At 70.0% G+C, this 25,295-nt stretch carries 17 protein-coding genes; 5 read left to right on the top strand and 12 right to left on the bottom strand.

The features are described 5' to 3' along the window. Both ACFWP5_RS15410 and ACFWP5_RS15405 read right to left on the bottom strand, forming a co-directional pair. On the bottom strand, positions 1–1,072 hold a 1,072-nt coding region (locus ACFWP5_RS15410), incomplete at its 3' end, for an acyl-CoA dehydrogenase family protein (protein WP_384155440.1). 1 nt (position 1,073) lies between these two features. After that, positions 1,074–2,243: an acyl-CoA dehydrogenase family protein gene (locus ACFWP5_RS15405; RefSeq protein ID WP_384155437.1), complete on the bottom strand. Its 1,170-nt coding sequence runs from the start codon at positions 2,241–2,243 to the stop codon at positions 1,074–1,076. 150 nt (positions 2,244–2,393) lie between these two features. On the opposite strand from ACFWP5_RS15405, the gene ACFWP5_RS15400 reads away from it, so the two are divergent. Beyond that, positions 2,394–5,519 (top strand): amino acid adenylation domain-containing protein, encoded by a 3,126-nt coding sequence (locus tag ACFWP5_RS15400; RefSeq protein ID WP_384155434.1) that lies wholly within the window; start codon positions 2,394–2,396, stop codon positions 5,517–5,519. Here ACFWP5_RS15400 and ACFWP5_RS15395 read toward each other — a convergent pair. The 5 genes from ACFWP5_RS15395 to ACFWP5_RS15375 form a co-directional block, all read right to left on the bottom strand. Continuing rightward, positions 5,497–6,252, bottom strand: a complete 756-nt coding sequence (locus ACFWP5_RS15395; protein ID WP_384155431.1) for an SDR family NAD(P)-dependent oxidoreductase — start codon at positions 6,250–6,252, stop codon at positions 5,497–5,499. The genes ACFWP5_RS15400 and ACFWP5_RS15395 overlap by 23 nt on opposite strands. Beyond that, entirely contained in the window at positions 6,249–6,452 is a 204-nt protein-coding gene (locus tag ACFWP5_RS15390) for an MbtH family protein (protein ID WP_384155526.1), read from the bottom strand. The genes ACFWP5_RS15395 and ACFWP5_RS15390 overlap by 4 nt, the downstream gene beginning before the upstream one ends. Next, on the bottom strand, positions 6,449–7,255 hold the full coding sequence (locus ACFWP5_RS15385) for a thioesterase II family protein (protein WP_384155428.1): 807 nt from the start codon (positions 7,253–7,255) through the stop codon (positions 6,449–6,451). The genes ACFWP5_RS15390 and ACFWP5_RS15385 overlap by 4 nt, the downstream gene beginning before the upstream one ends. Then, positions 7,252–14,331 (bottom strand): amino acid adenylation domain-containing protein, encoded by a 7,080-nt coding sequence (locus ACFWP5_RS15380; protein WP_384155425.1) that lies wholly within the window; start codon positions 14,329–14,331, stop codon positions 7,252–7,254. Before ACFWP5_RS15380 ends, ACFWP5_RS15385 begins: the two co-directional genes overlap by 4 nt. Before the next feature lie 77 nt (positions 14,332–14,408). Continuing rightward, positions 14,409–14,810 carry a phosphopantetheine-binding protein gene (locus ACFWP5_RS15375; RefSeq protein WP_384155422.1) on the bottom strand — a complete coding sequence of 134 codons (402 nt, stop codon included), beginning with the start codon at positions 14,808–14,810 and terminating at the stop codon, positions 14,409–14,411. Positions 14,811–14,966: 156 nt separating this feature from the next. Between ACFWP5_RS15375 and ACFWP5_RS15370 the strand changes: the two genes are divergently transcribed. After that, entirely contained in the window at positions 14,967–16,958 is a 1,992-nt protein-coding gene (locus ACFWP5_RS15370) for a RiPP maturation radical SAM C-methyltransferase (protein WP_384155419.1), read from the top strand. A gap of 64 nt (positions 16,959–17,022) precedes the next feature. Continuing rightward, positions 17,023–18,312 carry an MFS transporter gene (locus ACFWP5_RS15365; protein WP_384155416.1) on the top strand — a complete coding sequence of 430 codons (1,290 nt, stop codon included), beginning with the start codon at positions 17,023–17,025 and terminating at the stop codon, positions 18,310–18,312. Positions 18,313–18,574: 262 nt separating this feature from the next. On the opposite strand, the gene ACFWP5_RS15360 is transcribed toward ACFWP5_RS15365, so the two are convergent. The 3 genes from ACFWP5_RS15360 to ACFWP5_RS15350 form a co-directional block, all read right to left on the bottom strand. After that, the gene (locus ACFWP5_RS15360; RefSeq protein WP_384155413.1) at positions 18,575–19,453 is read right to left on the bottom strand and encodes an NAD(P)-dependent oxidoreductase; all 879 of its coding nucleotides are present in this window, start codon (positions 19,451–19,453) and stop codon (positions 18,575–18,577) included. A gap of 74 nt (positions 19,454–19,527) precedes the next feature. After that, complete coding sequence (locus tag ACFWP5_RS15355; protein WP_384155411.1) at positions 19,528–20,448, bottom strand: aldo/keto reductase; 921 nt, start codon at positions 20,446–20,448, stop codon at positions 19,528–19,530. Positions 20,449–20,488: 40 nt separating this feature from the next. Next, entirely contained in the window at positions 20,489–21,817 is a 1,329-nt protein-coding gene (locus ACFWP5_RS15350) for an MFS transporter (RefSeq protein ID WP_384155408.1), read from the bottom strand. A gap of 151 nt (positions 21,818–21,968) precedes the next feature. Here ACFWP5_RS15350 and ACFWP5_RS15345 point away from each other — a divergent pair, with 151 nt between their 5' ends. After that, positions 21,969–22,829 (top strand): LysR family transcriptional regulator, encoded by an 861-nt coding sequence (locus tag ACFWP5_RS15345; RefSeq protein ID WP_384155405.1) that lies wholly within the window; start codon positions 21,969–21,971, stop codon positions 22,827–22,829. Here the strand turns inward: ACFWP5_RS15345 and ACFWP5_RS15340 are convergent. Both ACFWP5_RS15340 and ACFWP5_RS15335 read right to left on the bottom strand, forming a co-directional pair. Then, the gene (locus ACFWP5_RS15340) at positions 22,822–23,322 is read right to left on the bottom strand and encodes a hypothetical protein (protein ID WP_384155402.1); all 501 of its coding nucleotides are present in this window, start codon (positions 23,320–23,322) and stop codon (positions 22,822–22,824) included. The genes ACFWP5_RS15345 and ACFWP5_RS15340 overlap by 8 nt on opposite strands. 414 nt (positions 23,323–23,736) lie before the next feature. Next, a complete protein-coding gene (locus ACFWP5_RS15335) occupies positions 23,737–24,564 on the bottom strand; it encodes an SDR family oxidoreductase (protein WP_384155399.1) in 828 nt (275 codons plus the stop codon). A gap of 79 nt (positions 24,565–24,643) precedes the next feature. Between ACFWP5_RS15335 and ACFWP5_RS15330 the strand changes: the two genes are divergently transcribed. After that, on the top strand, positions 24,644–25,240 hold the full coding sequence (locus tag ACFWP5_RS15330) for a TetR/AcrR family transcriptional regulator (protein WP_384155396.1): 597 nt from the start codon (positions 24,644–24,646) through the stop codon (positions 25,238–25,240). The last annotated feature ends 55 nt before the right edge of the window (positions 25,241–25,295 follow it).

The following is a 25,295-nucleotide window of genomic DNA, read 5'->3' as shown; positions in this document are numbered from 1 at the left end:
GGTCGACGGTGTCCACGCCGAGCAAGTCGACCAGGATCTCGGTGAGTTCGGCCGGGGCGCCCCACCGGGTCGCCTCGACGGCGGCGACCCGGTAGTGGCGCTGGACCGCGAAGTCACCCGTGATCCCGGCTGCACCGTGTACGTGCACGGCGTGCGCGGTCACCTGGAGCGCGAGTTCCGCCGCGTAGGCGAGCGACTGGGTGGCGCCGACGGTGGCAGGCCCGCCACCGTCGGCATCCCACGCGGCCTCGTGCGTCAGGAGTCGAGCCGCCTCCATGTGGGCGAACTGCTCGGCGAGCGGGAACGCGACGGCCTGGTTCTCCGCGACGGGGCGCCCGAACTGGTGCCGGGCCGCCGCCCGTCGGACCGCGAGCCGGTGCGCGCCCGACGCCAGGCCCAGCAGGTAGGCCGCCTGCCGGAGCCGGGCGCGAGCGAGCAGGGGCGAGGGAAGACCGCCGGTGTCGTGCAACGGCGCCGACAGCGCGTGTGCCGCGACACCCGTCAGTGCCAGCCGCCTGATCCCTTCGCGCCGGGTGCCAGAAAGGACCGACCCGGGGGAATCGGCGGACACCGCTGCGAGCACGGTGCCCTCGGTTGTCTGAGCCGGCACCAGGTGAAACGCTGCGTCCGGGAGGGATTCGGACAGTGTGCACTCGCCGTCGAGTCGCCAGCCTTCGGAGGTGGAAGCCGCCAGCACGCCGGTGCCGGCGGCCAGGTCCGCGGTGACCTTGCCCGCGCCGAGCAGGGGAAGCACCGCGTTCAGGGCGGAGGAACGGTGGCCGGGTCCCTCACCCTCGGTTGCCTGCGCGAGTTCGGCGAGCAACGCGTGGGCCCGGTAGGAGTCGGGAGCTGCCGAGCGGCCCAGCTCCTCGCACACGGGAGCCGCGCAGGACAGCCCGAACGCCAGCCCGCCCATCGCGTCGGGCAGTTCGAGGGCGAACAGGTCCAGGTCCGCGAGGGCGGCATGGACCTCAGCCGGATCCATCCGCCCGCCCGGACCCACCAGCGGGTCCAGATCGGCGCGCACGGCCCTCACCAGGTCACGTTGTACGTCGTCACGTTCGAGCCGCATGTCACTCCACCTCCGTGGTGGCCGGGGCGGCGGGTTCGGCGGCGAACAGAAATCCGGAGATCGTCTGCAGCATCATCTCGGAGGTGCCGCCGGACAGCGTCAGACCCGGCGCTTCCCGGTAGGCGCTGTCCAGTGTCGCGGCCAGGTCCTCGGGGGCGTCCAGCCCGTAGCGCGTCATGGCCCAGCGGGCGACGGACGCCGCCTGCTCACTGGCGTACCACTTGGCCGTGGATGTCTGGAGTTCGTCGAGCCGCCCTCCGTCTGCGGAGCCGACGCAGCGCCAAGCCAACAGGGCGGCGGCGCGGGTCGCGGCACCGTGGCGGCCGACGTCGGCCAGCCAGTCCGCGACGGATCCGGAACCCACGCCGCCGGTGAGGGTGAGGTCGGCGCATCCCGTTTCGTACCAGCGCTCGGCGCGAAGGGCGAAGTCGAAGCCCGTGCGTTCCAGTGGAAGCGCCTCGGCGAGGAGCGCCCAGCCGTCACCGACCTCGCCGATGATGTCGGTTGCGGCGACGCGCACGCCGTCCAGTTCCACCCGGTGGAACTGCTCGTCGCCCATGGTGTCGAGGCGCTCCACGTGGACGCCGGGTGCGTGCATGTCCAGGAGGAACAACGTGAGGCCCGCGTAGCGTGAGTCCTCAAGGGAGGTGCGTGCCGCGCACAGACCGTAGTCGGTGATGTCGCTCTTGAGGTTGTAGATCTTGACGCCGTCGATCCGGTAACCGTCCTCGCGGGCCACGGCCCGCGTGGTCAGCGCGCTCAGATCGGAACCGACCTCGGGCTCGGTGTACAGGACACTCGCGAAACGCCGGCCGGCGGCCAACTCCGGCAGGACCCTGGCCTTCTGTTCCTCCGTGCCGGCGAGCAGCACCAGCTTGCCCACGGTCTGGATGCCGTTGACGAACAGGGTGTCAGGGACCCCCGCGCGCATCATCTCCTCGACGGCGACGGCCGCGTGGACCGCCGTACGGCCTTGTCCGCCGTGACGGTGGGGCCAGTCCACCCCGAGCAGTCCGCGTTCCCCGAGCAGTCGGTAGAGGTCGCGTACATCAGGCTCCCGTTCGCCGCAGGCCCGTAGGCGGGCCAACTCGGATGCCACAGGGGCGGATTGGAGCTCCGCCCGGATCCGGTCGCGGAAGCGCGTCTCCTCGGCGCTGTGGCCGAAGTCCATGTGTCCCCCCGTGTGCGGATCATGTGAGGGGCACTCTCCCGGTCCACGGAAGGCGCCGACAGCGAGCCTAGTGCAAGTGATCCGGATACGTCCTGGAGTTCGATCAGAGTGCTACGGTGACTGGATGCCGCGACTTGACCGGACGGTCCAGTGACGTACGCCGCATTTTCGGACAACGAGGCCCGCGACAGTGCCAGTCCGTTGTCCGCCGCACAGCAACGACAGTGGATCGCTGACCAGTTGGTCACCGAACCCCCCGACCACGTGGTCCTGCGGTGGCGGGTTCTCGGCCCCCTCGACACCGCGGCCCTGCGCTCGGCGCTGACCGCCCTGATGGGCCGACACCACGCCCTACGCACCCGGCTGAGCCGGAACGAGGCAGTGCCGCGCCGGTGGATCTCCGCCGATCCGGCGTACGAGCTGATGTTCGTCGGCGTGAGGGACGACGCGCACGGGCGGGATGCCGTCGAGGCCGTGACGCGGAGGCGGTTCGATCTGAGCGCCGGCCCGCTGGTGCGGGCCGTCGTGAGCGGACTCGACGGCGACGCGGCACTGACTCTGGCCGTGCCCCGCATCGTCTGCGATCCCCATTCCGCCGGAGTGCTGCAGTCCGATCTCGCGGTTCTGTACGGCGCGGCCCTCTCCGGCGCAGCCCTGCCCGAGGCGCAGGCCCGGCAGTTACCGGCACAGCGGTCCACGCCCGAACAGCCTGACACCCAAATGGACTTCTGGCGTGATCGTCTGACGGACCTGCCTCCCTCCGTCGAACTGCCGACCGACAAGCCCCGGCCCGCGGTGCACACTCAGCGCACTCGCACCGTCCTCTTCGAGGTCCCCCGCGGCCTGGTGCACCCGCCGGGTGGCGAGGAGCCGACGGAGACTGGCACCTTCACACTCTTCGGAGCCGCCCTCTCCGCGCTCCTGATCCGGTACTCGCGCTCCCCCGACGTCGTGTTCGCCACGCAGACCCCGGGCGCCAGACCCGCGGGAGGCGAGGGAGTCGCCGGCTGTCTGGCTCCCCTACTGCCCCTGCGGATCGACGGCTCCGACCACCCCTCGTCGCGGACACTGGCCGAGCGGGTCCGGAAAGCCGCGCGCTCCGCCGTCGGGCACTCCACAGTGCCCTTCCAGCGGCTCGCCGCGGACTTCGCCACGGACCGTGAACCGAGCCGCCATCCCCTCGCACAAGTGGTCCTGGACGTACGGCCGTACAGGCATCTGAACGCTACGGAGGCGGCACCGGAACGGGGGCTGCGGCCCGAACTCGTGGCCTCGGCCCGCTCCCCCTTCGACCTCGCGGTGACCGTCGCCGGCGCCGGAGACTCCTACACGGTGGGATTCGCCGGTAACGCCGATCTGTTCACCCCCGACGCCCTCGAACGCGTGGCGGGCCACTTCCGAAGACTTCTGACCGACGGGCTCACCCGTCCCGACCGCCCCGTGTCCCTGCTGGACATGCTCGGCCCGGCGGAGCGGCGCTTCGTCGTCGACGTCGGCAACCGCACAGCGCCCACCCCTACGGCCACGATCCTCGACCTGTTCGCGGAGCAGCTGGCGGCCGCTCCTGGCGCGACGGCCCTTTGGTGCCCTCCCTACCGTCGCTCCTTCGCCGAACTGGACGCCGAGGCACAGGCGTTGGCCGACCGCCTGGTGGAACTCGGGATCCGCCCGGACGACCGCGTCGCCGTTCTCCTGCCACGCGCCCCGGAGCAGGTGGTGGCGTTGCTCGCCGTGCTCAAGGCGGCGGGCGCCTACGTCCCGCTGGACCCCGCCCACCCGCCGGAGAGGCTTGAGTTCGTCCTGCGTGACAGTGCGTCCCGGCTGGTGCTGACCGACGGCGAGTTGTCGGGAAAGCTGCCCGGCGACATCGAGCGCCTGCACATGGACGCGCCGTTGCCCGCCGCGGCTGGGCACCCGGTCCAACGGCCCGACATCTCACCGGACAACCTCGCTTACATCATCTACACCTCGGGCTCCACCGGAGTGCCGAAGGGCGTCGCGGTCACCCATCGCTGCGTCGTCCGGCTGGTCCGCGGCCTCGACCAGATCGGCATTCACGCCGCGGACACGTCTCTGATGCTCGCCCCGACGGCCTTCGACGCTTCGACGTTCGAGGTGTGGGGCGCTCTGTGCAACGGAGCCCGGCTGGCCGTCTACCCACCCGGCCAGGTCGGACCGCGCGAACTCGCCGATGAGCTACGGCGGTTGGACGTGACCGTGCTCTGGCTGACCGCCCAGCTGGCCAACATGGTGGCGGACGTGCACCCGCAGGCCCTGCACCCGCTGCGGACCCTGGTGGTCGGGGGCGAGGCACTGTCCGTGCCGCATCTGCGCGCCCTTCTGGACGCGCATCCGGAACTCGCTGTCGTCAACGGCTACGGGCCGACCGAGACGACCACCTTCGCCACCACGCATCCCGTCGTCGCGGACCATCTGGACGAGGCGGCCGGGGTGCCGATCGGCCGCCCGATCGGCGGCACCCGCTGCTACGTCGTCGACAGGGCCGGCCATCCCGTCCCGGTGGGTGTCCTCGGTGAACTGCTGGTCGGGGGAGCCGGAGTGGCCCGGGGATATCTGGGCCGACCTGGCCTGACCGCGCAGCGATTCGTCCCTGACCCGTTCGGGCCGCCCGGCGGCCGGCTGTACCGCACAGGAGACCTGGCCCGCCGACGCGCGGACGGAGCCATCGAGTTCGCGGGCCGCATCGACGACCAGGTCAAACTGCGGGGCTTCCGCATCGAACCCGGCGAGGTCCGAACCGTCCTTGCGGGCCATCCGGCCGTCCGCGACGCCTTCGTCACCGTCCGGGGCGATGGTCTCGCGGCCGGTCTGGTCGCGTACGTGGTGCCGATGGCCCAGGATGGCGCACCCGACACAATCCTTCGGGCGTACCTGCGCGAGCGCCTGCCCGAGCCGCTCATCCCAGGTCGGTTCGTGTTCCTGGACGAGCTGCCGTTGACCGCCAACGGGAAGGTCGACCGCCGCGCCCTACCGGATCCGCTGCCCGCCGCAGGACGGCGACGGGCTCCCGTCTCGCCGTGGGAGAAGACGGTCGCCGAGGTCTGGGCGTCAGTGCTGGGCCGGTCGCCCGGCGCTACGGACGAGGACTTCTTCAGCCTCGGCGGAGCCTCCCTCGACCTGCTGAGGGTGGCCGACGAGTTGGCACAGCGCCACGGCGTCGCCCTCCCGTTGCAGACCCTGTTCCGGCTGCGCACGGTGGCCGGACTCGCCGCGGCACTGGAGGCCTGTGCGGTCAGCGCATCGGACCGCCGGTGATGTAGAGGGTGTGCCCGGAGACGAACCCGGCGTCCTCACCGACGAGGAAGGCGACGGCGTTCGCCACGTCCTCGGGCTGTCCCACGCGTCGCACCGGCGTCTGCGCGGCCACCATCTGCTGGAGCCGGGTGAAGTCCATGCCCATCCGCTCGGCCGTCCGCCTCGTCATGTCAGTGACGATGTAACCGGGGGCCACCGCGTTCACGGTCACCCCGTAGGGGCCCAGTTCGATGGCGAGGGTCCGGGTCAGGCCTTCGATCCCGGCCTTCGCGGCGGAGTAGTTGGCCTGGTCGCGGTTGCCCAGCGCCGAGGAGCTGGAGAAGTTGACGATGCGTCCCCAGCCCTGTTCCAGCAGATGCACGCGGATCGCCTGGCACATCAGGAACGGTCCGCGCAGGTTCACGTCGACGACGGTGCTCCAGTCGTCGAGCGACAGCTCTTCCATCGGCCGGTCCCTGATCACACCGGCGTTGTTGACCAGGATGACCGGAGGCCCCAGCTCGGCCTCCACCGTGGCCAGTGCGCCCTTGACCTGATCGGGATCGCTGACGTCGGCGACGACGGCACAGGCGGTGCCCCCGGCTGCGCGGATGCGGCCCACGGTGTCCGCGGCGGCCCCGGCGTCCAGGTCGAGGACGGCCACCGCGGCGCCGTCGGCGGCCAGCCGCGACGCGGTGGCGGCGCCGATGCCTCGTCCCGCGCCCGTGACAATCGCTACACGTGACGACGTCATGAGTCCACCGCCTCCATCCGCCGACGCAGACTCAACGGCCGCATGTCGGTCCAGACTTCCTCTATGTGTGCCAGACACTCGTCCTTCGAGCCGACCACACCGGTTACCCGCCAACCCGCCGGAATGTCCCGGTCCGCCGGCCAGATCGAGTACTGCTCCTCGTCGTTGACGACGACCGCGTAAGACGTCACCTCGGTCAGTCCTTGTCTCTCGTGGGAGTGCGGGGCACGGGCCGGCCGGACAGGGAGGTGCGGATGATGCGGGCCACCTCTTCGCCCTGTCCGACCAGGTAGAAGTGGTCTCCGGGCAGCAGGTGCGACGTACAGGTGGCGCGCGTCACGGTGGCCCATTCGTTCAGGTCCCATCCGGCCGGCGTGGGGTCGTCCTTGCCGTTGACAACTGTGATCGGCGCCTGCACCGGCGGTCCCGCGACCAAGCCTGTCAGCACCAGCCCGAGGTCGGCGCGGATCACCCGTAGCACCATCTCCCGCAGGTCCGGATACCGCAGCAACGCCTCGTAGTTGGGTGCGCCGGTGGCACCGAGCGCGTCCAGGATCGTCTCGTCGGGCGCGTCGATCGGGAACCTGGCCTCCGGCCGCTGGGACGGTCCGCCGTGTCCGGAGACGAACACATGGGCCACCTGGATGCCTGCCGCCTCCAGCACACGGCAGAGATTGACCGCGAGTACCGCGCCCATACTGTGGCCGAAGAGGGCGATCCGGTGGAACCCGGCCAGGCGCACCACGTCCGCGAGTTCGGCGATGAGCGTCGGCTGGTCGGTGAACGGGGGCTCGGTCAGCCGTGTCTCCCGGCCCGGCAGCTGCACCGGGACCACGTCCACCTCTGGCTCCGCCGGGGCCAGCCAGGCGCGGTAACTCGATCCGTTGCCTCCGCTGTGCGGCAGGCACAGCAACTGGGTGTCGCCCCAGGCACGGTCGAGACCACCGAGAAACCACCGGTCCAGGTCCTCCGGGACACCGCCCGCTGCGGTATCGGCTCTCAATCTCCACCTCCGTTGTCGGCGGGATTCGTATACGTCACCACGGCCGGTTCCCCGCCGAGTTCCGGCAGCCGCTGGTGCGGGTCGGTCAGCGCGGCCCACAGAGTCCGGCGGAAGCCGTCCACCAGTCGCCGTGCGGACGACTCCGTGAACACATCCGTGTTGAACTCGACCGTGCAGGCCAGTGCGTCGCTCCCACCGACCACGGCGACGTCCAGGTCGAACTTGGCCGTGCCGGTGTGGACTTCGGCGACCTCGGTGGTGAGCCCGGGCAGCCGGGGCGCCACCCCGGTGGTGGCGTCGACGGAGAACACCACGTCGATCAGCGGTGTGCGGTCCAGGCTGCGGCTCGGTAGCAGTTCCTCCACGAGCCGGTCGAACGGCAACTCCCGGTGGGCGTAGGCGGCCAGTGCGGTTTCCCGGGTGCGGGCCAGCAGCTCGGCGAAGGACGGGGCACCCGACAAATCGGTCCGCAGGACGAGCGTGTTGACGAAGAACCCGATCAGTGGCTCCAGTTCGGGACGCGACCGCAGCGAGACCGGTGTGCCGACGCCGAAGTCCGCCTGGCCGCTGAGCCGGCCGAGGGTGGCCTGCAGAGCTGCGAGGAGCACCATGAACTCGGTCACCCCGTACGCGCGGGCCAGCGTAGCCAGCCGCCCGGTGTCCGCGGCGTCCAGTAGGTCGGCCCGGTACCGGCTGCCCGCTCCGCTGCGTATCCGCGGGCGCGGGCGGTCCGTGGGCAGCGTCAGGACGGGCAGATCCCGGAGCCGCTCGCGCCAGTGGTCCAGCTCGATCCGGTCGACGGTCGCGGTGAGGCGTCGCTGCCACAGCGCGTAGTCCGCGTACTGCACAGGGAGGGAGTCCAAGGCGTCCGGCTGCCCGCCGTACAGCTGTCTCACCTCTGCGAACAGCAGGCGGAAGGACTCGGCGTCGGCCACCGCGTGGTGCAGCACCAGCGAGAGGAGATGCTCCTCGGGGCCGATGCGCAGCAACTCGGCGCGGATCAGTGGGGCCCGGTCCAGCCGGAAGGGTTCACGTGCCGCCGTGACCGCCGCCCGCTCGGCTCTCGCCCTGGCCTCGGCCCGGGGCAGGTGGGAGAAGTCGGTCTCGGCCAGCTCGAAGGCGTCGGCGGGCTCCACCACTTGTACTGGTAGGCGGTCCTCCCCCAGGACGAACCGGGAGCGCAGCACCTCGTGACGGGCCACCACCTCCCGCAGTGCCGACCGCAGGGCACTGGTGTCGAGGCGGCCGCGCAGCCACAGGTTCATCGGCACGTTGTAGTCGGCGCTGCCCGGGCGCAACTGGTCGAGGAACCACAGGCGCTGCTGGTCCACCGAAAGGGGCGCCTGAGTGCCGGCCGCACGGGGAACCACGGGGGTGCTTCCCCCGTCGGCAGGGTCGGCGCCCGCCGCCAGGGTTCGCGCCAGCGCGGTGATGCGCCGGTGCTCGAAGAAGGTGCGCACCGTGAGGTCGACGCCGAGCGCCGTGCGAAGCCGAGCCACGGTCTGAGCGGCCTGGTACGAGTTCCCGCCCATGGTGAAGAAGTCGTCGTCGACGCCGAAGTCGTCGTGCCCGAGGACCTCCTTCCACACTGCGTGGACCGTCGTCTCCAGCTCGGTGCGTGGCGGGCGGCGGCTCTGGGCGGAGCGGGGCCGGCGCGATTCGGGCAGCCGGGCCGGGTCGACTTTGCCGTTGGCCGACAGCGGCAGTGCTTCCACCGGCGTAACCGTCGCCGGCACCATGTAGTCGGGCAGCTGCCGCCTCGCGTGCCGGACCACGTCGTCGATGTCCGCACCGTTCGCCGCGGCGACGACGTACGCCGCCAGCTCCGCCGTCGGACCGCGCCCGTTCCTCAGCACGTGTGCGTCGCGCACCATGGGGTGCCGGCGCAGCACCGTGGCGACCTCCCCGAGTTCTATCCGGTAGCCGCGGATCTTGACCTGGTCGTCGTCGCGGCCGAGGAAGTCGAGGGTGCCGTCCGGCAGTCGGCGCACAATGTCCCCCGTGCGGTAGACCCGTTGCCCGGCAGGACCGAACGGGTCAGGGACGAACCGTTCGGCGGTCAGGCCCGGGGCGCCGAGGTAGCCGCGAGCCAGGCCGCGCCCGCCGATCCACAGCTCGCCGGGCACCCCGACGGGCAACAGTTCGTCGTTCACCCCGACGACGTGCACGCGGGTGTCGCCGACCGGGCGGCCGAGCGGGATCGAGGCCGTGTCCTCGGCGGGTACGGAAGCGATGTGGTGCAGGGTGGTGTTGGTCGTGGACTCTGTGGGGCCGTAACAGTTCAGCAGCCGTAGGCTCGGCAGTGCACTCATCAGCCGCCGCAGATGTGGAACGGACGGGGCCTGACCGCCGATGCCCAGCTGCCGGACCCCTGCGAAGAGCTGCGGATCGGTGTCGATGATCAGTTGGGCCAGGGCCGCCGTCAGCCACACCACGGTCACCCCGTGGCCGCGGACGGCGGCGCCGAAGTCGAACGGGTCGATCGGACGCTTCTCGGGCACCGCGATGCGCGCGCCGTGCGCGAGCGGCAGCCAGATGTCCAGGTTCGACGCGTCGAAGTTGGTCGGCTGCGCCAGCAGGAAGGTGTCCTGCGGGCCGACCGGTGACTGATCGCAGCCGAGCACCAGGCGCACCAGCGCATGATGCGGAACGGCGACGCCCTTCGGCCGGCCCGTCGAGCCGGATGTGTACATCACGTACGCGAGGTGCTCAGAATCAGGACCGGGTGGGTTCTCCGCCGACCGTGCGTCGATCCGCGCACGGTCGCCGTCAAGGTCCACGACGTGCGTGAGACCGGAGGGCAGCTTCTCTCGCGCGGCCCGGTGGGCCACGGCGATGTCCGCCGCGCAGTCGTCGAACAGTGCGCCGATGCGATGGGCGGGGTGGGTGGGGTCGATCGGGAGATACGCCCCGCCGGCCTTGAGCACCGCGAGCATGGCGACGATCAGGTCTGTGCCCGGCGGCAGGCATAGGGGCACGATCATGTCCGGGCCGACGCCGAGTCCGATCAGATGGTGGGCGAGCCGATTGGCGGCGGTGTTCAGCTCCGCGTAGGTGACTGGTCCCGCCGGGCCGGTCAGCGCCACCGCCGTACCCGCCGTCGCGACTCGGCGCTCCACCACCGTGGTGATGGTGTCCACCGGGGTGGAGACGGTGGTGTTGAAGGTGTGGAGCAGGTCGTGCCGCTCGACCGGATCCAGCAGGTCGAGCTCGGACAGCCGGCACTCGGGTGTCTCCAGGGCCGAGCGCAGCAGGCGCTGGTAGTGCCCTGCCATCCGCGACACCGTCTCGCGGTCGAACAGGTCGGTGCTGTAGTTGAGGCGTGCGGTGAGCCGTCCTTGCCGGCCGGTACGCAGCTCCAGCACCAGGTCGAAGGCGGCCGTACGCTCCTCCACCGGCATCTTGGTCACCTGAACGCCGTCCAGGGTCAGCCGGTCCTCCGGTGCGTCGATCACTTGGAAGAGCACCTGCACCAGCGGGTTGACCCCGGTGTCGCGCGTCACGCCCAGGCTGCTCACCAGGTCTTCGAACGGCACCTCCGAGTGGTCGCCCGCTGCCAGCGTCGTCTCGGTCACCTGCCGGAGCAGGGTGGTGAACGCCGGGTCGCCCGAGCAGTTGGCACGCAGCGGAACCGTGTTGACGAGGAAGCCGACGAGGTCCTCGATCTCGTGGCGGCCACGGTTGGCGAACGGCGTGCCCACGACCACGTCCTTGTCGCGCCCATAGCGGGACAACAGGGCGAAGAAGGCGGTCAGGAGGGTCATGAAGGACGTGACGCCGTAGCGGTGGCCGAACTCGGTGAGCGCGGCCCCCGTTCCGTCCGGCAGGTCGAAATAGAGGGTGCCGCCACGGCCGGTGGGGTGTGCGGGACGGGTCCGGTCGGCCGGCAGTTCCGGCTGTGCCGGTACACCGGCGAGGCGTTCGCGCCAGTAGGCCAGTCCCTCCCGGTGCGCCTCGCCGCCGAGGGTCGCCCGCTGCCACCGCGCGTAGTCCCGGAACCGCAGCCGTACCTGCGGCAGGTCAAAGGGCAGGCCGCGGCGGAAGGAGCCGTACAACTGGCTGAGTTCGGAGAAGAGCACCTCGGTCGCGCGCCCGTCGGCGACCATGTGGTGGACGACCCAGGCGAGCACGTGCTCATGGGGGCCACGACGGGCGAGCGTGACCCGGATCAGCGGACCGGTGGACAGGTCGAACGGCCGCACCGCCTCGGCGGCCAGCAACGCGTCGAGTTCCTCCTGCGACCCGTCCGTCAGGTCGCGAACCACCAGCTCCGCCGTCGGGTGCGGTTCCACCACCTGCCGGGGCACACCGTCGGTGGCCACGTAGCGGGTGCGCAGGATCTCGTGGCGTGCGACGAGTTCGCCCAGGGCGCGGCGCAGGGCGTCGGCATCGAGTGCCCCGTCCAGCCGGAAGACCTCTACGACGTTGTACGACGAGTCTCCCGGCCGCAACTGGTCCAGGAACCACAGCCGGTGCTGTGCCGAGGACAGCGGTGCGTCGGCTTGCTCGTCCCGGGACGTGAGGCGCGCGGGTGTGGCGGGTGCGGTGCCGTCCGCCGGGCCGCGCCCGGCCGAGCGATGGTGCCCGACCGCCGCCGCAAGCGCCTCGGGGGTGGCGTGACGGAAGAACCGGCTCATCGGGATCTCCGCCCCGAAGGCCTCGCGCACCCACGACAGCAGCCGGATCGCCCGGATGCTGTCGCCTCCCGTGGCGAAGAAGTTGGTGTCGCCGGCCACGGACGCCCCGGGCAGAAGGGCGGCGTAGCCTTCCTCGATGATCCGCCGCGTCACGCTGCCCGCGTCCTGCGGGGATCCGCCCCGTTCGGCCGCGGGCGCCGGACGTCGGTCAACGGCGAAGCCGTGGGGACGATGGGCCGCCAGTGCGGCCAGGTCGACTTTGCCCGAGGCGGTGATCGGAATCCGTTCCACCTCGACCAGCAGCGTCGGCACCATGTACGTGGGCAGCCGGTCGGCCAGGTGACGGCGGATGCGGTCGAGGTCCGGCCGCTGTCCGGCCGCGGGCACAAGAAACCCGATCAGCGTCGCGTCTATGTCGGCGACGACGGCTGCGGAGATCTCGGCCGACCCGGTGAGGGCCGCCTCGATCTCACCCAGTTCCACGCGTTGCCCGCGGACCTTGACCTGCCGGTCCCGGCGGCCGAGGAAGACGATCTCGCCTTCCGCCGACCAGCGGGCCAGGTCGCCAGTGCGGTACATGCGGCCACCCGGCCGGAACGGGTCGGGGAGAAAGCGGTCCGCCGTGCGGCCTGCCTGGCCCAGGTAGCCGCGCGCCACTCCGGCACCGCCAACGAACAACTCGCCCACCGCGCCCGGGGGCACGGGTCCCAACGCGTCGTCGAGGATGTACGCCTGATGGTTGTCGACCGGGAGGCCGATCGGCGGCGGGGAACGCCACACGCCGGCGCACTCCTTGTAGATGACCCCGATCGTGGTCTCGGTCGTTCCGTAGCCGTTGACGAACCGGCGGCCACGGGACCAGCGCGTGGTGAGCCGGCCGGAGAACGGCTCACCACCGACCGAGACGAGCCGCAGCAGCGGCGCACGGTCGGGGTCGAGCAGTTCCAGCAGGGCCGGTGGCAGCTCGGCCACCGTGATCCCGCCTTCGGTGAGCGCCCGGGTCAAGCCTTCGACCGAGCGCCGGTCGTCGTCGCCGATCATGTGCAGCGAGGAGCCGCTGAGCAGCGCGCAGAAGATCTCGAACACCGACACGTCGAAGCCGGGCGACGCGTACTGGAGCATCCGGTCCTCGGCGGTCAGTTCGAAGAGCTGCTGAAGGGACTCGACGAAGTTGACCGCGCTGTCGTGCTCGACGAGCACCGCGCGGGGCGAACCTGTGCTGCCGGAGGTGTACATCGCGTAGGCCAGCTGGCGGGGATCGGTGGACGCCGGTTCGATCGGCGCCGTATCTGTCTCCGAGTCCCCGGCGTCGTGCGCGTCCAGGTCTACGACCGCCCAGTCGCCGTCCGGGATCCGGTCGCGGAGCACGGCGTCGGTGACAACGGCGGCGACCCCCGCGTCCTGCAGCAGCGTCGCGAGCCGGCCCGGTGGTACGGCGGGGTCGACGGGGAGCCAGGCGGCACCCGTGTACAGCGCGCCGAGACAGGCGACCACCCAGCGTTTGTCATCACGCGTGACGTAGACCGCTACCAGGTCCTCGGGCGCGAGGCCGACTGCCACGCGCAGCCGGTGGCCGATGCGGGCGGCCTCCCTGGCGGTCTCGTCATAGGTGAGGCTTCCCGCCGCGTCCACCAGTGCTATCCGGTCGGCGAAACGCCGCCGGGCCCGGTCGAATGCGCTGGTGAGCGTGTCGGGGCGGCGGGCGAGCGCGGTGCGGTTGGGCTCCTGCGTCACCTCGCGCAGGTCGTCGTCGGACAGGGAGTGGAGTGCGGACAGCGGGGCGTCCGGCGTGGCGAGGGCGGCCTCCAGCAACTCCTGTGCTCCTCGGAGAACGCCCTCGACGAGCCGCGTCTCGTGGCGGTCGGGGTCGTGGTCGGCCATGAGGACGCCCGTCGGGAATATCCTGAAAAGGACGTCCGCGGAGTCGTGATCGTCCACGCCGTCGGCGCGGCCAGCCCCGTAGGGCTCCACCTGCAGCAGGATCGGCGGTGCGGTGCGGGCCGCCGGTCGCCTGCCCGCCGTCCGGGCCTCGGCGAGCGCCCGGTCCACGGCACGGACCAGGTCGGACACGGGCCGGGCCGGTTCCACGGTCAGCGACAACTGCTGGACGCGGCCGTGGCGGACGGCGACCAGCAGCTCCGCTTCCGCGCAGTAACGCGCGACGGAGGCCAGCACCGCAGCCAGGAGTACCGAACCGGCCGGCGCACCGGTCTGCGCCACGCAGTCATCCAGGGCCTTGACCGCCGTCTCTCCGAGGGGCCGGACGATTCGGTGGCGGACGGGGCGTGGGGTGCGTCCGGTAGCCACCGCGCGGGGCAGTGCCGTGGGAAGCTTGCGCGGCCCGGCGTCCGGCCGGGGTACGGCGGAGCGGACTGCGACCTCACGGATCCGGTCCAGGAATCGGGCGCGCCGCTCTTCGAGCGTGATCTCCGGTTGCATCCGGCCACTTCCTTCGCGCAGGGCTCAGCGCGGGTTCGCGCCTCGCACGGCGCGAACCCGACGGGACCTGACGGTGCTCAGCCGGTGACGGTCCCCGAGTCGACGGATTCGGCTTTGAACGCGTCGACGGCCGACGCGAGTTCACGGACGGTGGAGCGCTCGAAGATGAGCGAAAGAGGGAACTCGACGCCCCAGACATCCCGCAACGTGTAAGTGACCAGCGTGGCGAACATCGAATGACCGCCGATCGCGAAGAAGTTGTCGTCGAGACCGAACCGATCATGTTTCAGCACCTCGGCCCAGATCTCCGCCACGCGAGACTCGGTAGAAGTCGGCTCGTTCGTGTCAGCGTTCAGCAAGACGTTCTCCCCCATGAGTTGACCGGTATCGAATATCGTCAGCAGCTGCTGACGGGCGGCAATCGGAAGCACATCGTACGTGACGACATCACCATATGCCGGAACACGCTGTCGAATCATTTCACAAAGCCACTTCAGCGGCCTGCGCCCCGGCTCACACGGAGCGCGGTGCCGCCCGGCCGACCAGTCGCCGAGGCTCCGTTGCCCCCTCCAGCGAGACATCACTTTCGGGCCAACCCGCGTGGCCGATAAGGACCTTGACCCGAAAGAGCCGGTATGCCTAGCCTCGGGAAGACATTCGATCGGACGGGGGAAAGGGTTAACCGGTGGCTTCGTTTTAGCGTACCCGGATTCGGGCGACCTCCATCACCTCATCTGAAGCATCCTCGAGAGCCACCACCCTTTCCGAGAGGTTTCCCTTTGCTTCGCGTCGCTTTCGTCAACATGCCTTTCGCCGACTGGAACCGTCCGTCGTTCGCGCTGAGTCAACTCGCCGGACTGATCGGCAAGGAATACCCGGGACGGGCCACCGCCGAGGTGCATTACCTCAATGTCGATTTCGCCAAGTATTTCGGCGTCGGCACCTACGAGAAGATATCCGGCGACATGACCCACCTCTACAGCGGAGTGGGAGAGTGGCTGTTCCGGCACATCGCGTTTCCCGAGGAGCCGGACAATTCGGAGAGCTACTTCGGCAGGTTCTACCGCGAGCCCTCATGGGTGTCCTTCCGGGAGGACCTCAAACAGCGACGCGAGGGCACCGAGGCGTTCCTGGCCTCGCTCATCGACCGCTACGACCTTGCTTCGGCTGACGTAGTCGGTCTGACCACGATGTTCGCGCAGACGGTGCCGGCCATAGCCCTCGCAAAGATGATCAAGGACCGGAACCCCGAGGCGGTGATCCTGCTCGGCGGCTCGAACGTCGAGACCACCATGGGAGCCGTCCTGGCGGCCGAAGTGCCGTCCCTGGACTACGTCTTCTCGGGTCCGAGCCTGGTGAGCTTCGGACAGTTCCTCGACCACCTGCTGACCGGCGGGACGGACGACATGCCGCAGATCCAGGGCGTCATCAGTCGGGAGAACTGCACGCTCCCCCAGGTCCGTCTGAGCGTCGGCCGGGACCGGGACATCAACGACTACGTGCCGCTCGACTACGACGGCTTCGTCTCCGCCATGCGCGACGCCGAGGAGGTCGTGGCAGAGGGGCAGCTCGAACCCACGCTGTTCTTCGAGACCTCGCGGGGCTGCTGGTGGGGCGCGCGCAGCCACTGCACATTCTGCGGGCTGAACGACGAGACCATCGGATTCCGCCAGATGGACCCCGACCTGGCGGTGCGACAGTTCGAGTGGTTGTTCTCGTTCCACCCTGAGTTCAAGAACTACATGTGCACCGACTACATCCTGCCGCGCAACTACCCGACCGAGGTCTTCCCGAGGGTCGAGGCCCCGAAGGACGCGTCCATCTTCTACGAGATCAAGGTCCCGGTCAGCGTGCCCAACATGCAGGCCCTCGCCAAGGCCCGGGTGAACCGGGTGCAGGCCGGGATCGAGGCTGTCAACAGTGACATGCTCAAGCTGCTGGGCAAGGGCACCACCGCCTTCCAGAGCCTCCAGTTCATGAAGCTCTGCCTGCAGTACGGCATCCACCCGGAGTGGAACCTCCTCGCCGGCGCGCCGCAGGAGCCCGAGGAGATGTACGCCAAGTACGAGCGGGATTTCCCCAACCTGGTACACCTCACACCGCCGACCGGAGCCTTCTTCATCCGTTTCGACCGGTTCAGCCCCTACTTCAACGAACGGCTCAAGTACGGGCTCGACCTGCGCCCGATGGACTTCTACCCGCTGGTCTTCCCCTTCGAGCCGCAGCAACTGGACCAGCTGGCCTACTTCTTCTCCGACCACGGCGCGGCCCCCTACGCCATGACCGCGCTCAAGTGGTATCCCGCTCTCCAGCACGCGGTCGCCGAATGGCAGGCCCGCTGGGACGACGGCGAACGTCCCCGGCTGGCGCTCGTGCAGGACGGCACGGAGACCTTCATCGAGGACACCCGCTTCGACACTGCACAGCGGATCCCGGTCGACAGGCACATGATGCACCTGCTGCGGGCTCTGAACGCACCCCGACGCCTGGACCAGTTGACCGCCCGCGACGGGATGTCGGAATCCCGACTCGGCGAGATGGTGGATCTGCTGCAGCGTCGGCGGATCCTGTTCGAGGAGGACGGGAGGTTCCTCAGCCTGGTCACGGGTGTGGAAGCCGCCGCATAGCGACGCCCCGTGAGAAGACGGGAATCCTTGAAGCGCAGTGCAGTACTGACAAGAGTTCGGAGCCATGGTGAGAGAAGCGGACAGCGCGGGCGGACCGGAGCGCGCCGTACCGAAGGACTGCATTCCCTCACCTGCTCCGGCGGAGGTGGACGACGAGGCCTGGCCCCACTTCGGCCGTCTGTGGCTGGCGAGCGCCGTCTCCGCGCTGGGAGACGGCGTGCGCAACGCGGCGTTACCCCTGCTGGCCTTCTCGTTCACCGACAACCCGGTGCTGTTGTCGCTGACCACCATCGTCACCGCCCTCGGAATGATGACGGCGCCGATCGGCGGGGTCTGGGCGGACATCTTCAACCGGCGGGCCCTGCTCGTCGCGATCGACGTGTGCCGGTGCGCCGTCGTCGGACTGATCGCCCTCGGTGTGCTCACCGACACGCTCGATCTCGTCTTCGTCTACGTCGCCGCGGCGGTGCTCGGCATGGGCGAATCCGTGTTCCTGGTCACGGCCCAGGCCTTTCTTCCGAAGGTCGTGCCGGCGGAGCGGATGACTACGGCCAATGGCCGACTGCACGCCGTGCAGGTGGTCCTGCGTGACAGCATCGGGCAGCCGCTGGGCGGTGTGCTGTTCGCGTTCGCCGCCGCGGCTCCTTTCATCCTTGACGGCGCCTCGTTCCTGCTCGGCGTGGTGCTGCTGCTCTTCCCGTTCCTGCGATCCGTACGAACCGATCCGGCCGGGCCACGGACCGCCTGGTGGCCGATGATCCGCGAGGGCATGAGCTATCTACGGGAAGACAAACTGCTGATGCGGCTCGCCCTGGTGCTCGGCACGCTGAACTTCTTCACGATGAGCCTCGGCGTGCTCATGGTCCTCTACGTCATCCAGTGGCTGCACCTGCCGGAGAGCGCGTACGGCTTCTTCCTGGCCGCGAACGCGCTGGGCGGGGTCCTCGGCGGACTGGGCAGCGACTGGGTACGGCGTAAGTTCGGCGTACTCCCCGGCGCCGTGGCCGCCCTCGCCATCATGGGCGTCGCCTGCCTGATCCTCGGCGGCACCCGGGTGTCCTACGTCGCCGCCGTCGCGTTCGGAGCCGTCGGTTTCGGCATCGCCACCTGGCAGACACTGATCACCGCGTTCCGGCAGACCACCATCCCCCAAGCCATCCTGGGCCGAGTCAACGGGGTGTTCCGCCTGCTGTCGGTGTGCGTGTCACCCTTCGGCGCCATCACCGCGGGTCTCGTCGCCAAGTTCACCCAGGTCAACGTGCCCATCCTGGTGTCCGGCGTCGGCATCCTCGCCCTCACCGCGATCAGCGGCGGCCCCCTGCTGCGGATGGGCGCTGCACAACCCGCCCGCTGACACCCGGCCTCTACGGATCCGGTAAGGGATCAAGACCCGGTCCATTCGCGGGCCGGCAAACGGCTTCTTGCCATGGTTGGCTCTGTTTCCGCTGGTCAGCGACGTCTCCGACGTGTACCACCAGCGGACCAAGAGCCTGCCGGCAATTCAGCTCCAGGACCGGCATCGTGAAGGCCGTCCTCTCCTTCACCACGCATCAACGTGAGGTTGGAAGAGGCTCGGTGTTCTGAAAGTCGGGCGGGTGCCGGCATGCCGCCCCGATTCAGGAGGCTGTGATGGCTGCGGCCACGTCCTCGTCCCCGTGGCCACCTGCTATCGCTTCGTCCCAGCGCTTCTGCACTGCCTCGGTGAGGGGCAGGGCAATCTCGTGGTGGTCGGCGGCACTGAGCGCGAGGGTGATGTCCTTGGCCGCGTGGCGCAGTGGGAAGCCCGGAGTGAAGTCGTGCTGAACCATGGCGTGGCCTTTGGTCACGGCGTAGGCGGATCCCAGGGGGCTCTCGGAGAGGGTTTCCAGTACCTGGTCGGGGTCCAAGCCGAGTGCGGTGGTGAGGCTCATGGTTTCGGCCATGCCTTCAGCCAGGACAGCCAGCCAGTTGTTGAGTACGAGCTTGAGCCGACTGCCGTCTCCGACGCGGTCCAGCCACAGGGTCTGGTGACCGATGGCGTCGAACAGCGGCTGGACGCGTCGGCGAAGTGCCCGGTTCCCGGAGGCGAGGATGAGCAGTTCCCCTCGCTCTGCGGGTTCTGAGCTGCCGGAGACGGGTGCGTCGACGAAGGCGACGCTCTGGTCGGCGAGCTCTGCCAGGTGTTGGGTCGCGCTGGTGCCGACGGTGCTCATCTGGACCCACACCGCCTGCGCGGGGAGCGTGGCCAGCGCGCCTGCGGAACCGGTCATCGCGCTCTCGACCGCGGGGCCGTCGGTGAGCATGGTGATCAGGAGGTCGGCGTCCGAGGCCGCCTCGGCCGGCGAGGACGCGACACACGCGCCCTGCGCGGCCAGTGCCTCGGCCCTCGCCCTGGTCCGGTTCCACACACGCACGTCGAATCCGGCCCGCAGCAGATTGCGTGCCATGGGGGCTCCCATCACCCCGACGCCGAGGACGGCGACCTTTGTCTGTGCGGTCTTGGTTTGACTGGTCATCACACACTCTCCGGGGACGGGCCGGCGACCGGAATGGCCGCCGGCATGATCGAGTCGATTTCCTTCAGGTAGGCCTAGCCGAGCGTGATGCCGGCCGCGGCGAGGCCGTCCTCGGCGTGGTCGGCGTGCCGGGTGCCGGGTGCCGGGTGCCGGGTGCCGACGATGGCCACGTGCACGTGGGGATGGGCAAGGGCCCAGGAGATGGTCAACTGGCTGACGGTCATGGCGTGGGATGCGGCGAAGCGCTCCAGCTCGCTGCCGACGGTCAGGTTGCGCCGACAGGTCTCGCCCTTGAAGACGCCGCTCTTGCTGCGCCAGTCGTCAGCGGGGAAGGTGGTTTCCCCGGTGAGGGGGCCGGTGAGCAGGCCATGGGCGAGCGGGCCGTAGACCAGGACGCCGATGTCGTGCTGCCGGGTGTGAGGCAGGACGGTGTCCTCGATCTCGCGGCGGAAGAGGTGGTACGGCGGCTGTAGCGTCTCCACCGGCAGGGTCCGGGAGAACTCGGCCATCTGTTCGGCATTGACGTTGGACGTGCCCACGTGGCGGATCCTGCCGGAGTCCACCAGTTCCTTCAGGGCACCGCCTGTGTCGGCGAACCGCACCTTCGGGTCGGGCCGGTGGACCTGGTAGAGGTCGATGTGGTCGATGCCGAGCGCGGTCGGGCTCGCGTCCACACCCTCACGCAGCGCCCGGGGGCCGGCGTCCCGGGTCACACCGGTGTCGGTCCTGCGCAGACCACCCTTGGCCGCGATCACCAACTCGTCGCGGTTCCTGCGCAGTTCGTCCCGCGGGGCGCTGCCGATCAGCCGTTCCGAGGCGCCGAAGCCGTATGCCTGGGCAGTGTCGAAGATGGTCACCCCGAGCTCACGTGCCCGGCGGATCGCCGCTTTGACCTCGTCCTCGGCGAACACGCCCCAGTCACCGCCGAGTTGCCGGGTGCCGAAGCCGATACGCGAGACCGGCAGCCCTGTCCTTCCCCATGTGGTGGTACGCATCGTCATCCTCCAAGAGGGTGTCGAAAGGGACTGTGTGGGGTCAGCGGTCTGTCTCCTTGTGCTCATGGCCCGTGCCGGGTGAGGTGGCCGGCACGGCCCGGCGACGCGTGCTGGTGCCGTGGCCGCGCGTGAGTACGGCCACGGCGGCGAGCAGGACCAGTACGACGCCGGTGAACCATGTCGTCGCCGTGGTCACGGTCATCGACCGGGTGGCGACGCCGAGGCCGACGGGCAGCAGGGCCAGGCCGAGGTAGGACGTGAGGAAGAGACCGGCGAGGGCCTCGCCGCGCCGGGCCGCGGACGCCGTGCCGGCCACCTGGCCCACCGCGGACTTGAACAGCACCCCAGCGCCTACGCCGGCGGAGATCCCGGCGAGTACGAACACCGGCAGGCTGGCGATGTGCATGGCGACCGCGAGGACCGCCATACCGGCGGTCAGAGCGAGCAGGCCGAAGGTCCACCGGGTCCGGTCACCGAGACGGCCGGTGAACACCTGGGCCGCCGCGGCGGCACCGAACACGCTGAACACGATCAGCCCGGCCAGCGCGCGGGAGGGGTGGTGCAGGGTCCCGCCGACGAACCCAGGGACCAGGGAAGTGAACAGGCCGAAAACGGCCATGGACGCGAACCCGGCCGCCGCCGCGCCCAGGTATCCCCGCTCGCCCAGGCCCTCGCCGACCCGCTGAGGCCGGTACGCGGGCCGGACGGCCGGCTTCCGTACGGTCTCCGGCGTCAGGGCGATGGCGACGACGCCGATCACCAGCAGTACGCCGAAGACCGCGTACGGCAGACGGAGCGGCGCGCCGAGGTACTGGGCGAGCGCCCCCGCGGCGAGCGGGCCCAGGCCCAGGCCGCCGATGTTGGCCGCGGTCGACACGATCTCGAACCGCCGCGTCGAGGTGCCGGGCCGGTGCGCGCTGTGCAACTCCTGCAGATGGGCGGTGGCGGTCGCCGTCAGCATGCCGACGCCGAGGCCGGTGACCAGCCTGGCGACGATCAGGACCGGCAGCGACGGCGCGGACAGGAACAGGGCGGCGGCGAGCAACTCCAGTGCCAGGGCGGCCGTCATGATCTTCTTACGGCCGACCCAGTCCGAGACGTGCCCGGCGAACAACAGGCTGGTGAGCACGCCGACGGCGTACACGGCGAACACGACGGTGACCGTGAACGTGGAGAAGCCGTCGTGAGCCTGGTAGAGGGGATACAGCGGGGTGGGCACGGTGGAGAACGCCATGGCGGTGACGAACACCGCGGCGATCGTCCAGAACCCGACGCCGTAACGACGGGCGGAGTGCGGGCGCTCCGCCGCCCGCGCGCCTCGATCAGGTGCGCGGTCCGTACGCGGATCCGCGGTCGACATCATCAACATCAGATCACTCCCAGCCATGGAGGATGGAATCCGGCGGCCTGGACCGCCTGTCCTCTTCAACGTGCACCTGGAGACGTTGTTTCCCATTTGGGAGAGATGGCTGGAGATAATGGTTATCTCCACATCAGCTGACCAGGCAAAGGTGGCAGTCATGGATCTTCGGCAGATGGAGGTCGTCATCGCTGTCGCCGAGGAGGGCGGGTTCAGCGCGGCGGCCCGGCGCCTGCACGTGGTGCAGTCCGCGGTCTCCAGCACGGTGCGCGCCCTGGAGCGCGAGCTGGGCACACCCCTGTTCCACCGCACCACACACCGAGTGTCGCTGACCCCCGCGGGGGACGCCTTCCTGCCGGCCGCCCGTGCCACCCTGGAGGCCGCCGAACAGGCCCGTGCCGCCGTCGACCTCGCCCAGGGCGAGCTGCGCGGTGAGATCACGGTCGGCGTGATGCAGGGCCTCTACGCCGGCCTCGCCCCGGCACTGGCCGACTTCCACCGCGAGCACCCGGGTGTAACGGTGCGGCTGCGCCAGGCCCCCGTCGACGACATCCCGCAGGCACTGCGCGAGGGCACCGCCGACCTGGCCGTCGCCGCGCTGGACGCCCCGCGGTCACGCGGGCTCACCTCCCGCTTGCTGTTGCGGGAGGAGATGGTCCTGGTGTCAGCGCCGGCCGAGTCACCGCGGCCGGTACGGCCGGCGACCCTCGCCGAGGCAGGTCGCCTGCCCCTGGTGGACTTCCCGCCGACCTGGGCGATCCGGCACGAGGTCGACAAGGCGTTCCGCGCGGCCGCCGTCGAGCACACCACCACCTTCGAGGTGAACGACATCCTGGCAGCCGGCGACCTGGTCCGGTACGGCCTGGGCGTGTGCATCATGCCCCCATCACTCGCGGCGCGATTCCCCGAACTGCCGACTCGCCCCTTCATCGCGCAGGCACCCTCCTGGACACTCAGAGTCATCCATCCCCGCGGAGAACAGCCGCCCGCGGTCGCCGCGCTCCTGCGACACATCAAATGACCGGCCCGCCGTCATGCGGCATGAGGACATGACCGGCCCCGCCTCCCACCAGGAAGACGCCGGAACCGCTCACTTCAGCCCCAGGACAACATCGCGCAGGCGGGGCACCCACCCCAATCCAGGTGGAACGAGCACTACCGCACCACCACCGCGGCCGCCGCTGTCCGTTCGGTGGCCGCAGCCGACGCGGCACCCGTCGCACCGACCCCGCCTCGCCACCGACCACCCGCTCTTGCTCCTGCAGTTCCCGCAGCGAGGTCCGCCGGTCCCAGTAGGGCAACGGGTCGACGAGGTCGGCGTGGATGCTACCCATCTCCGTGAGCGGCATGTCGCCAACCGTATCGAGCAGGACGGGCCCGACGCCGCGCATCGCGCCGACAGCCGTTGCCCCTTCCTCCTCGCCGCCCAGGCGGGTGAAGCGCACGTGGGTGACGAACGCGCCACGCAACTGGTCGGGCAGCTCCGTCAGTTCGGGCAGCCACTGTGCGGCCACCGAAGACCTGCCACCGTCCCTCGACCGGAACCCACGTGGCCTGGGCCGAATCCAACGCCATCGCCTTCGTGGGGAGGCCCGGCGCGGTTCAGGACATGCGCAAGCCCTGACTTGAGGTCACACCCCTGATGACGGACTGTCCGATGCGCGTGTGGCCATTCACGGCACGGACCAGCTGCGGCGCGCCGGCCATTGTCGTTGATCATTCTTCAGGGCTGGCAGAGCCATTCCTGCACGCGTGCCGACACGTCCACAACGACCACCACGACAGCCTCGCCCACACCTGAGCCGATGTCGGTGACGGTGACCGCAGAGGCCGGTCAGCAGCAGGACCCGTGCGGCGCGCTACTGCTGGTTGAACATCTACCGGTCACGTCGTCCATGCCGGTGCGGACGGACTGGTCACCGATGGTGTCATTCGGCTGGTGCGCGCGTGCGGACCGCGGCGACGACCCCGCCGTCGACAGTCAGGTCGGTGCCGGTGATGAAGGTCGCCTCCGGTCCCAGCAGGAAGGCCGTGGCGCCCGCGATGTCGCCGGGCGTGCCGAGTCGCTTGGTCCCGGACATGTCGATCAGCGCGCGCATGATCTCGCCGGCCGGGCCCGCCAGTTCGGCCTGGCCCATGGCCGTGGAGATGACTCCGGGGCTGACACTGTTGACGCGCGCGCCGCGCTGCCCCCACTCCGTGCTGGCCGCCATCACCCGCAGGTGGTTGGCGCGCTTGGAGATGCTGTACGCCGTGGCCGCGTCGGTGACCATGTCCGGGGCGAGGAAGGGGAGTTGGAGCAGTTGTCCGGAGGGCGTGGTGGCCAGCGCGCGCTCCTGCTCCGGGGGCAGAGGGCTCGCCAGATGGCCCGCCATGCTGGCGATGACGACGCCGGCGCCGCCGGGCGCGATCACGGGCGCGAACGCGTCGAGCACGAGCGCGACGCCGAGCAGGTCGACAGCGAGGATCGCTTCAACGGAAGCCTGGACCGGTGACAGACCGGCCGTGTGCACGACCTGCGTGACCTCTCCCGCGTCTCGGGCCGCGTTCGCCAACTCGTGCACCGAGTCCGCCGAGGTCACGTCCACGACGTGCGTCACGACGGTCAGGCCCTCACCGGTCAGAACCTGCTCGGCGCGCTTGAGGGTCTGCTCCCCGATGTCGGCGAGCAACACTGTCCGGCCCTGGCCCAGACGGCGGGCCACGGCCTCTCCCATGCCGCCTGCCCCGACGATGACCAGCACTGGTCCACCCATGTTTCCGCACCCGATCCCATATTCGAGACTTTTCGTCTCGCTGAACGCCCAGAATACGGGTTCGGCTACGCTCGTCAACATGTCCGACTCCCGACGGGGCCGCACTCGTAGCGAGACGACGCGCCGGGCCATCCTCGAAGCGACCCGAGACGAGCTGGCGGCGAACGGCTACGACAAGCTGTCCATCGACCGCATCGCGGCCGCCGCGGGCGCGGGCAAGCAGACCGTCTACCGCTGGTATCCCTCGAAGAGCGCCCTGGTCGCCGAATGCGTCCTCGACGGCTACGGCTTCCCCCTCACGAACTCCGTCCCGGACACCGGCGTCATCCGGCGCGACCTGCGCGACTGGCTGGGAACCTTCGCGGACCTGCTCGCCCACCCCCAGACCGCTGCGCTGATCCGCGCCTCCACCGCGGCAGCGGCCGAGAGCGACGACGTGGCGGTCAGGTTCTACAAACACGTCACCGCCGCAGCCGAAGACGCCCTCGCCGAGCGTCTACGAGCCGCCGCGCCTGTCGACGACACCAGGGCCGTCGCTGCCGCTGAAGCACTCATCGGGGCGATGCTCTACCGCCTGCTCGTACGGCAGCCCGCCACCCCACAGTTCCTCGACAGCCTCACGGACACCGTCCTGAGCGGGATACAGGGCACGGGCGGCACGGTTCCGACGTCGTAGGGCGCCTAAGCGTGCACAGGTTCGGATGATCAGACGGGCAACGTGCACCTGTGTG

Origin of the sequence: Streptomyces sp. NPDC058469 (assembly GCF_042721125.1) — a bacterium.
GTDB lineage: Bacteria > Actinomycetota > Actinomycetes > Streptomycetales > Streptomycetaceae > Streptomyces.
Note: the sequence above shows the minus strand (reverse complement) of the source record. Positions and strands in the feature narration are given on the sequence as shown.

Coding starts and splice junctions, on each gene's coding strand:
- ACFWP5_RS15405 (WP_384155437.1), bottom strand. CDS start 2,243: ATGGACTTCGGCCACAGCGCCGAGGAGACGCGCTTCCGCGACCGGATC.
- ACFWP5_RS15395 (WP_384155431.1), bottom strand. CDS start 6,252: ATGACGTCGTCACGTGTAGCGATTGTCACGGGCGCGGGACGAGGCATC.
- ACFWP5_RS15380 (WP_384155425.1), bottom strand. CDS start 14,331: ATGCAACCGGAGATCACGCTCGAAGAGCGGCGCGCCCGATTCCTGGAC.
- ACFWP5_RS15375 (WP_384155422.1), bottom strand. CDS start 14,810: ATGATTCGACAGCGTGTTCCGGCATATGGTGATGTCGTCACGTACGAT.
- ACFWP5_RS15370 (WP_384155419.1), top strand. CDS start 14,967: ATGCCTAGCCTCGGGAAGACATTCGATCGGACGGGGGAAAGGGTTAAC.
- ACFWP5_RS15365 (WP_384155416.1), top strand. CDS start 17,023: ATGGTGAGAGAAGCGGACAGCGCGGGCGGACCGGAGCGCGCCGTACCG.
- ACFWP5_RS15360 (WP_384155413.1), bottom strand. CDS start 19,453: ATGACCAGTCAAACCAAGACCGCACAGACAAAGGTCGCCGTCCTCGGC.
- ACFWP5_RS15355 (WP_384155411.1), bottom strand. CDS start 20,448: ATGCGTACCACCACATGGGGAAGGACAGGGCTGCCGGTCTCGCGTATC.
- ACFWP5_RS15350 (WP_384155408.1), bottom strand. CDS start 21,817: ATGTTGATGATGTCGACCGCGGATCCGCGTACGGACCGCGCACCTGAT.
- ACFWP5_RS15345 (WP_384155405.1), top strand. CDS start 21,969: ATGGATCTTCGGCAGATGGAGGTCGTCATCGCTGTCGCCGAGGAGGGC.
- ACFWP5_RS15335 (WP_384155399.1), bottom strand. CDS start 24,564: ATGGGTGGACCAGTGCTGGTCATCGTCGGGGCAGGCGGCATGGGAGAG.
- ACFWP5_RS15330 (WP_384155396.1), top strand. CDS start 24,644: ATGTCCGACTCCCGACGGGGCCGCACTCGTAGCGAGACGACGCGCCGG.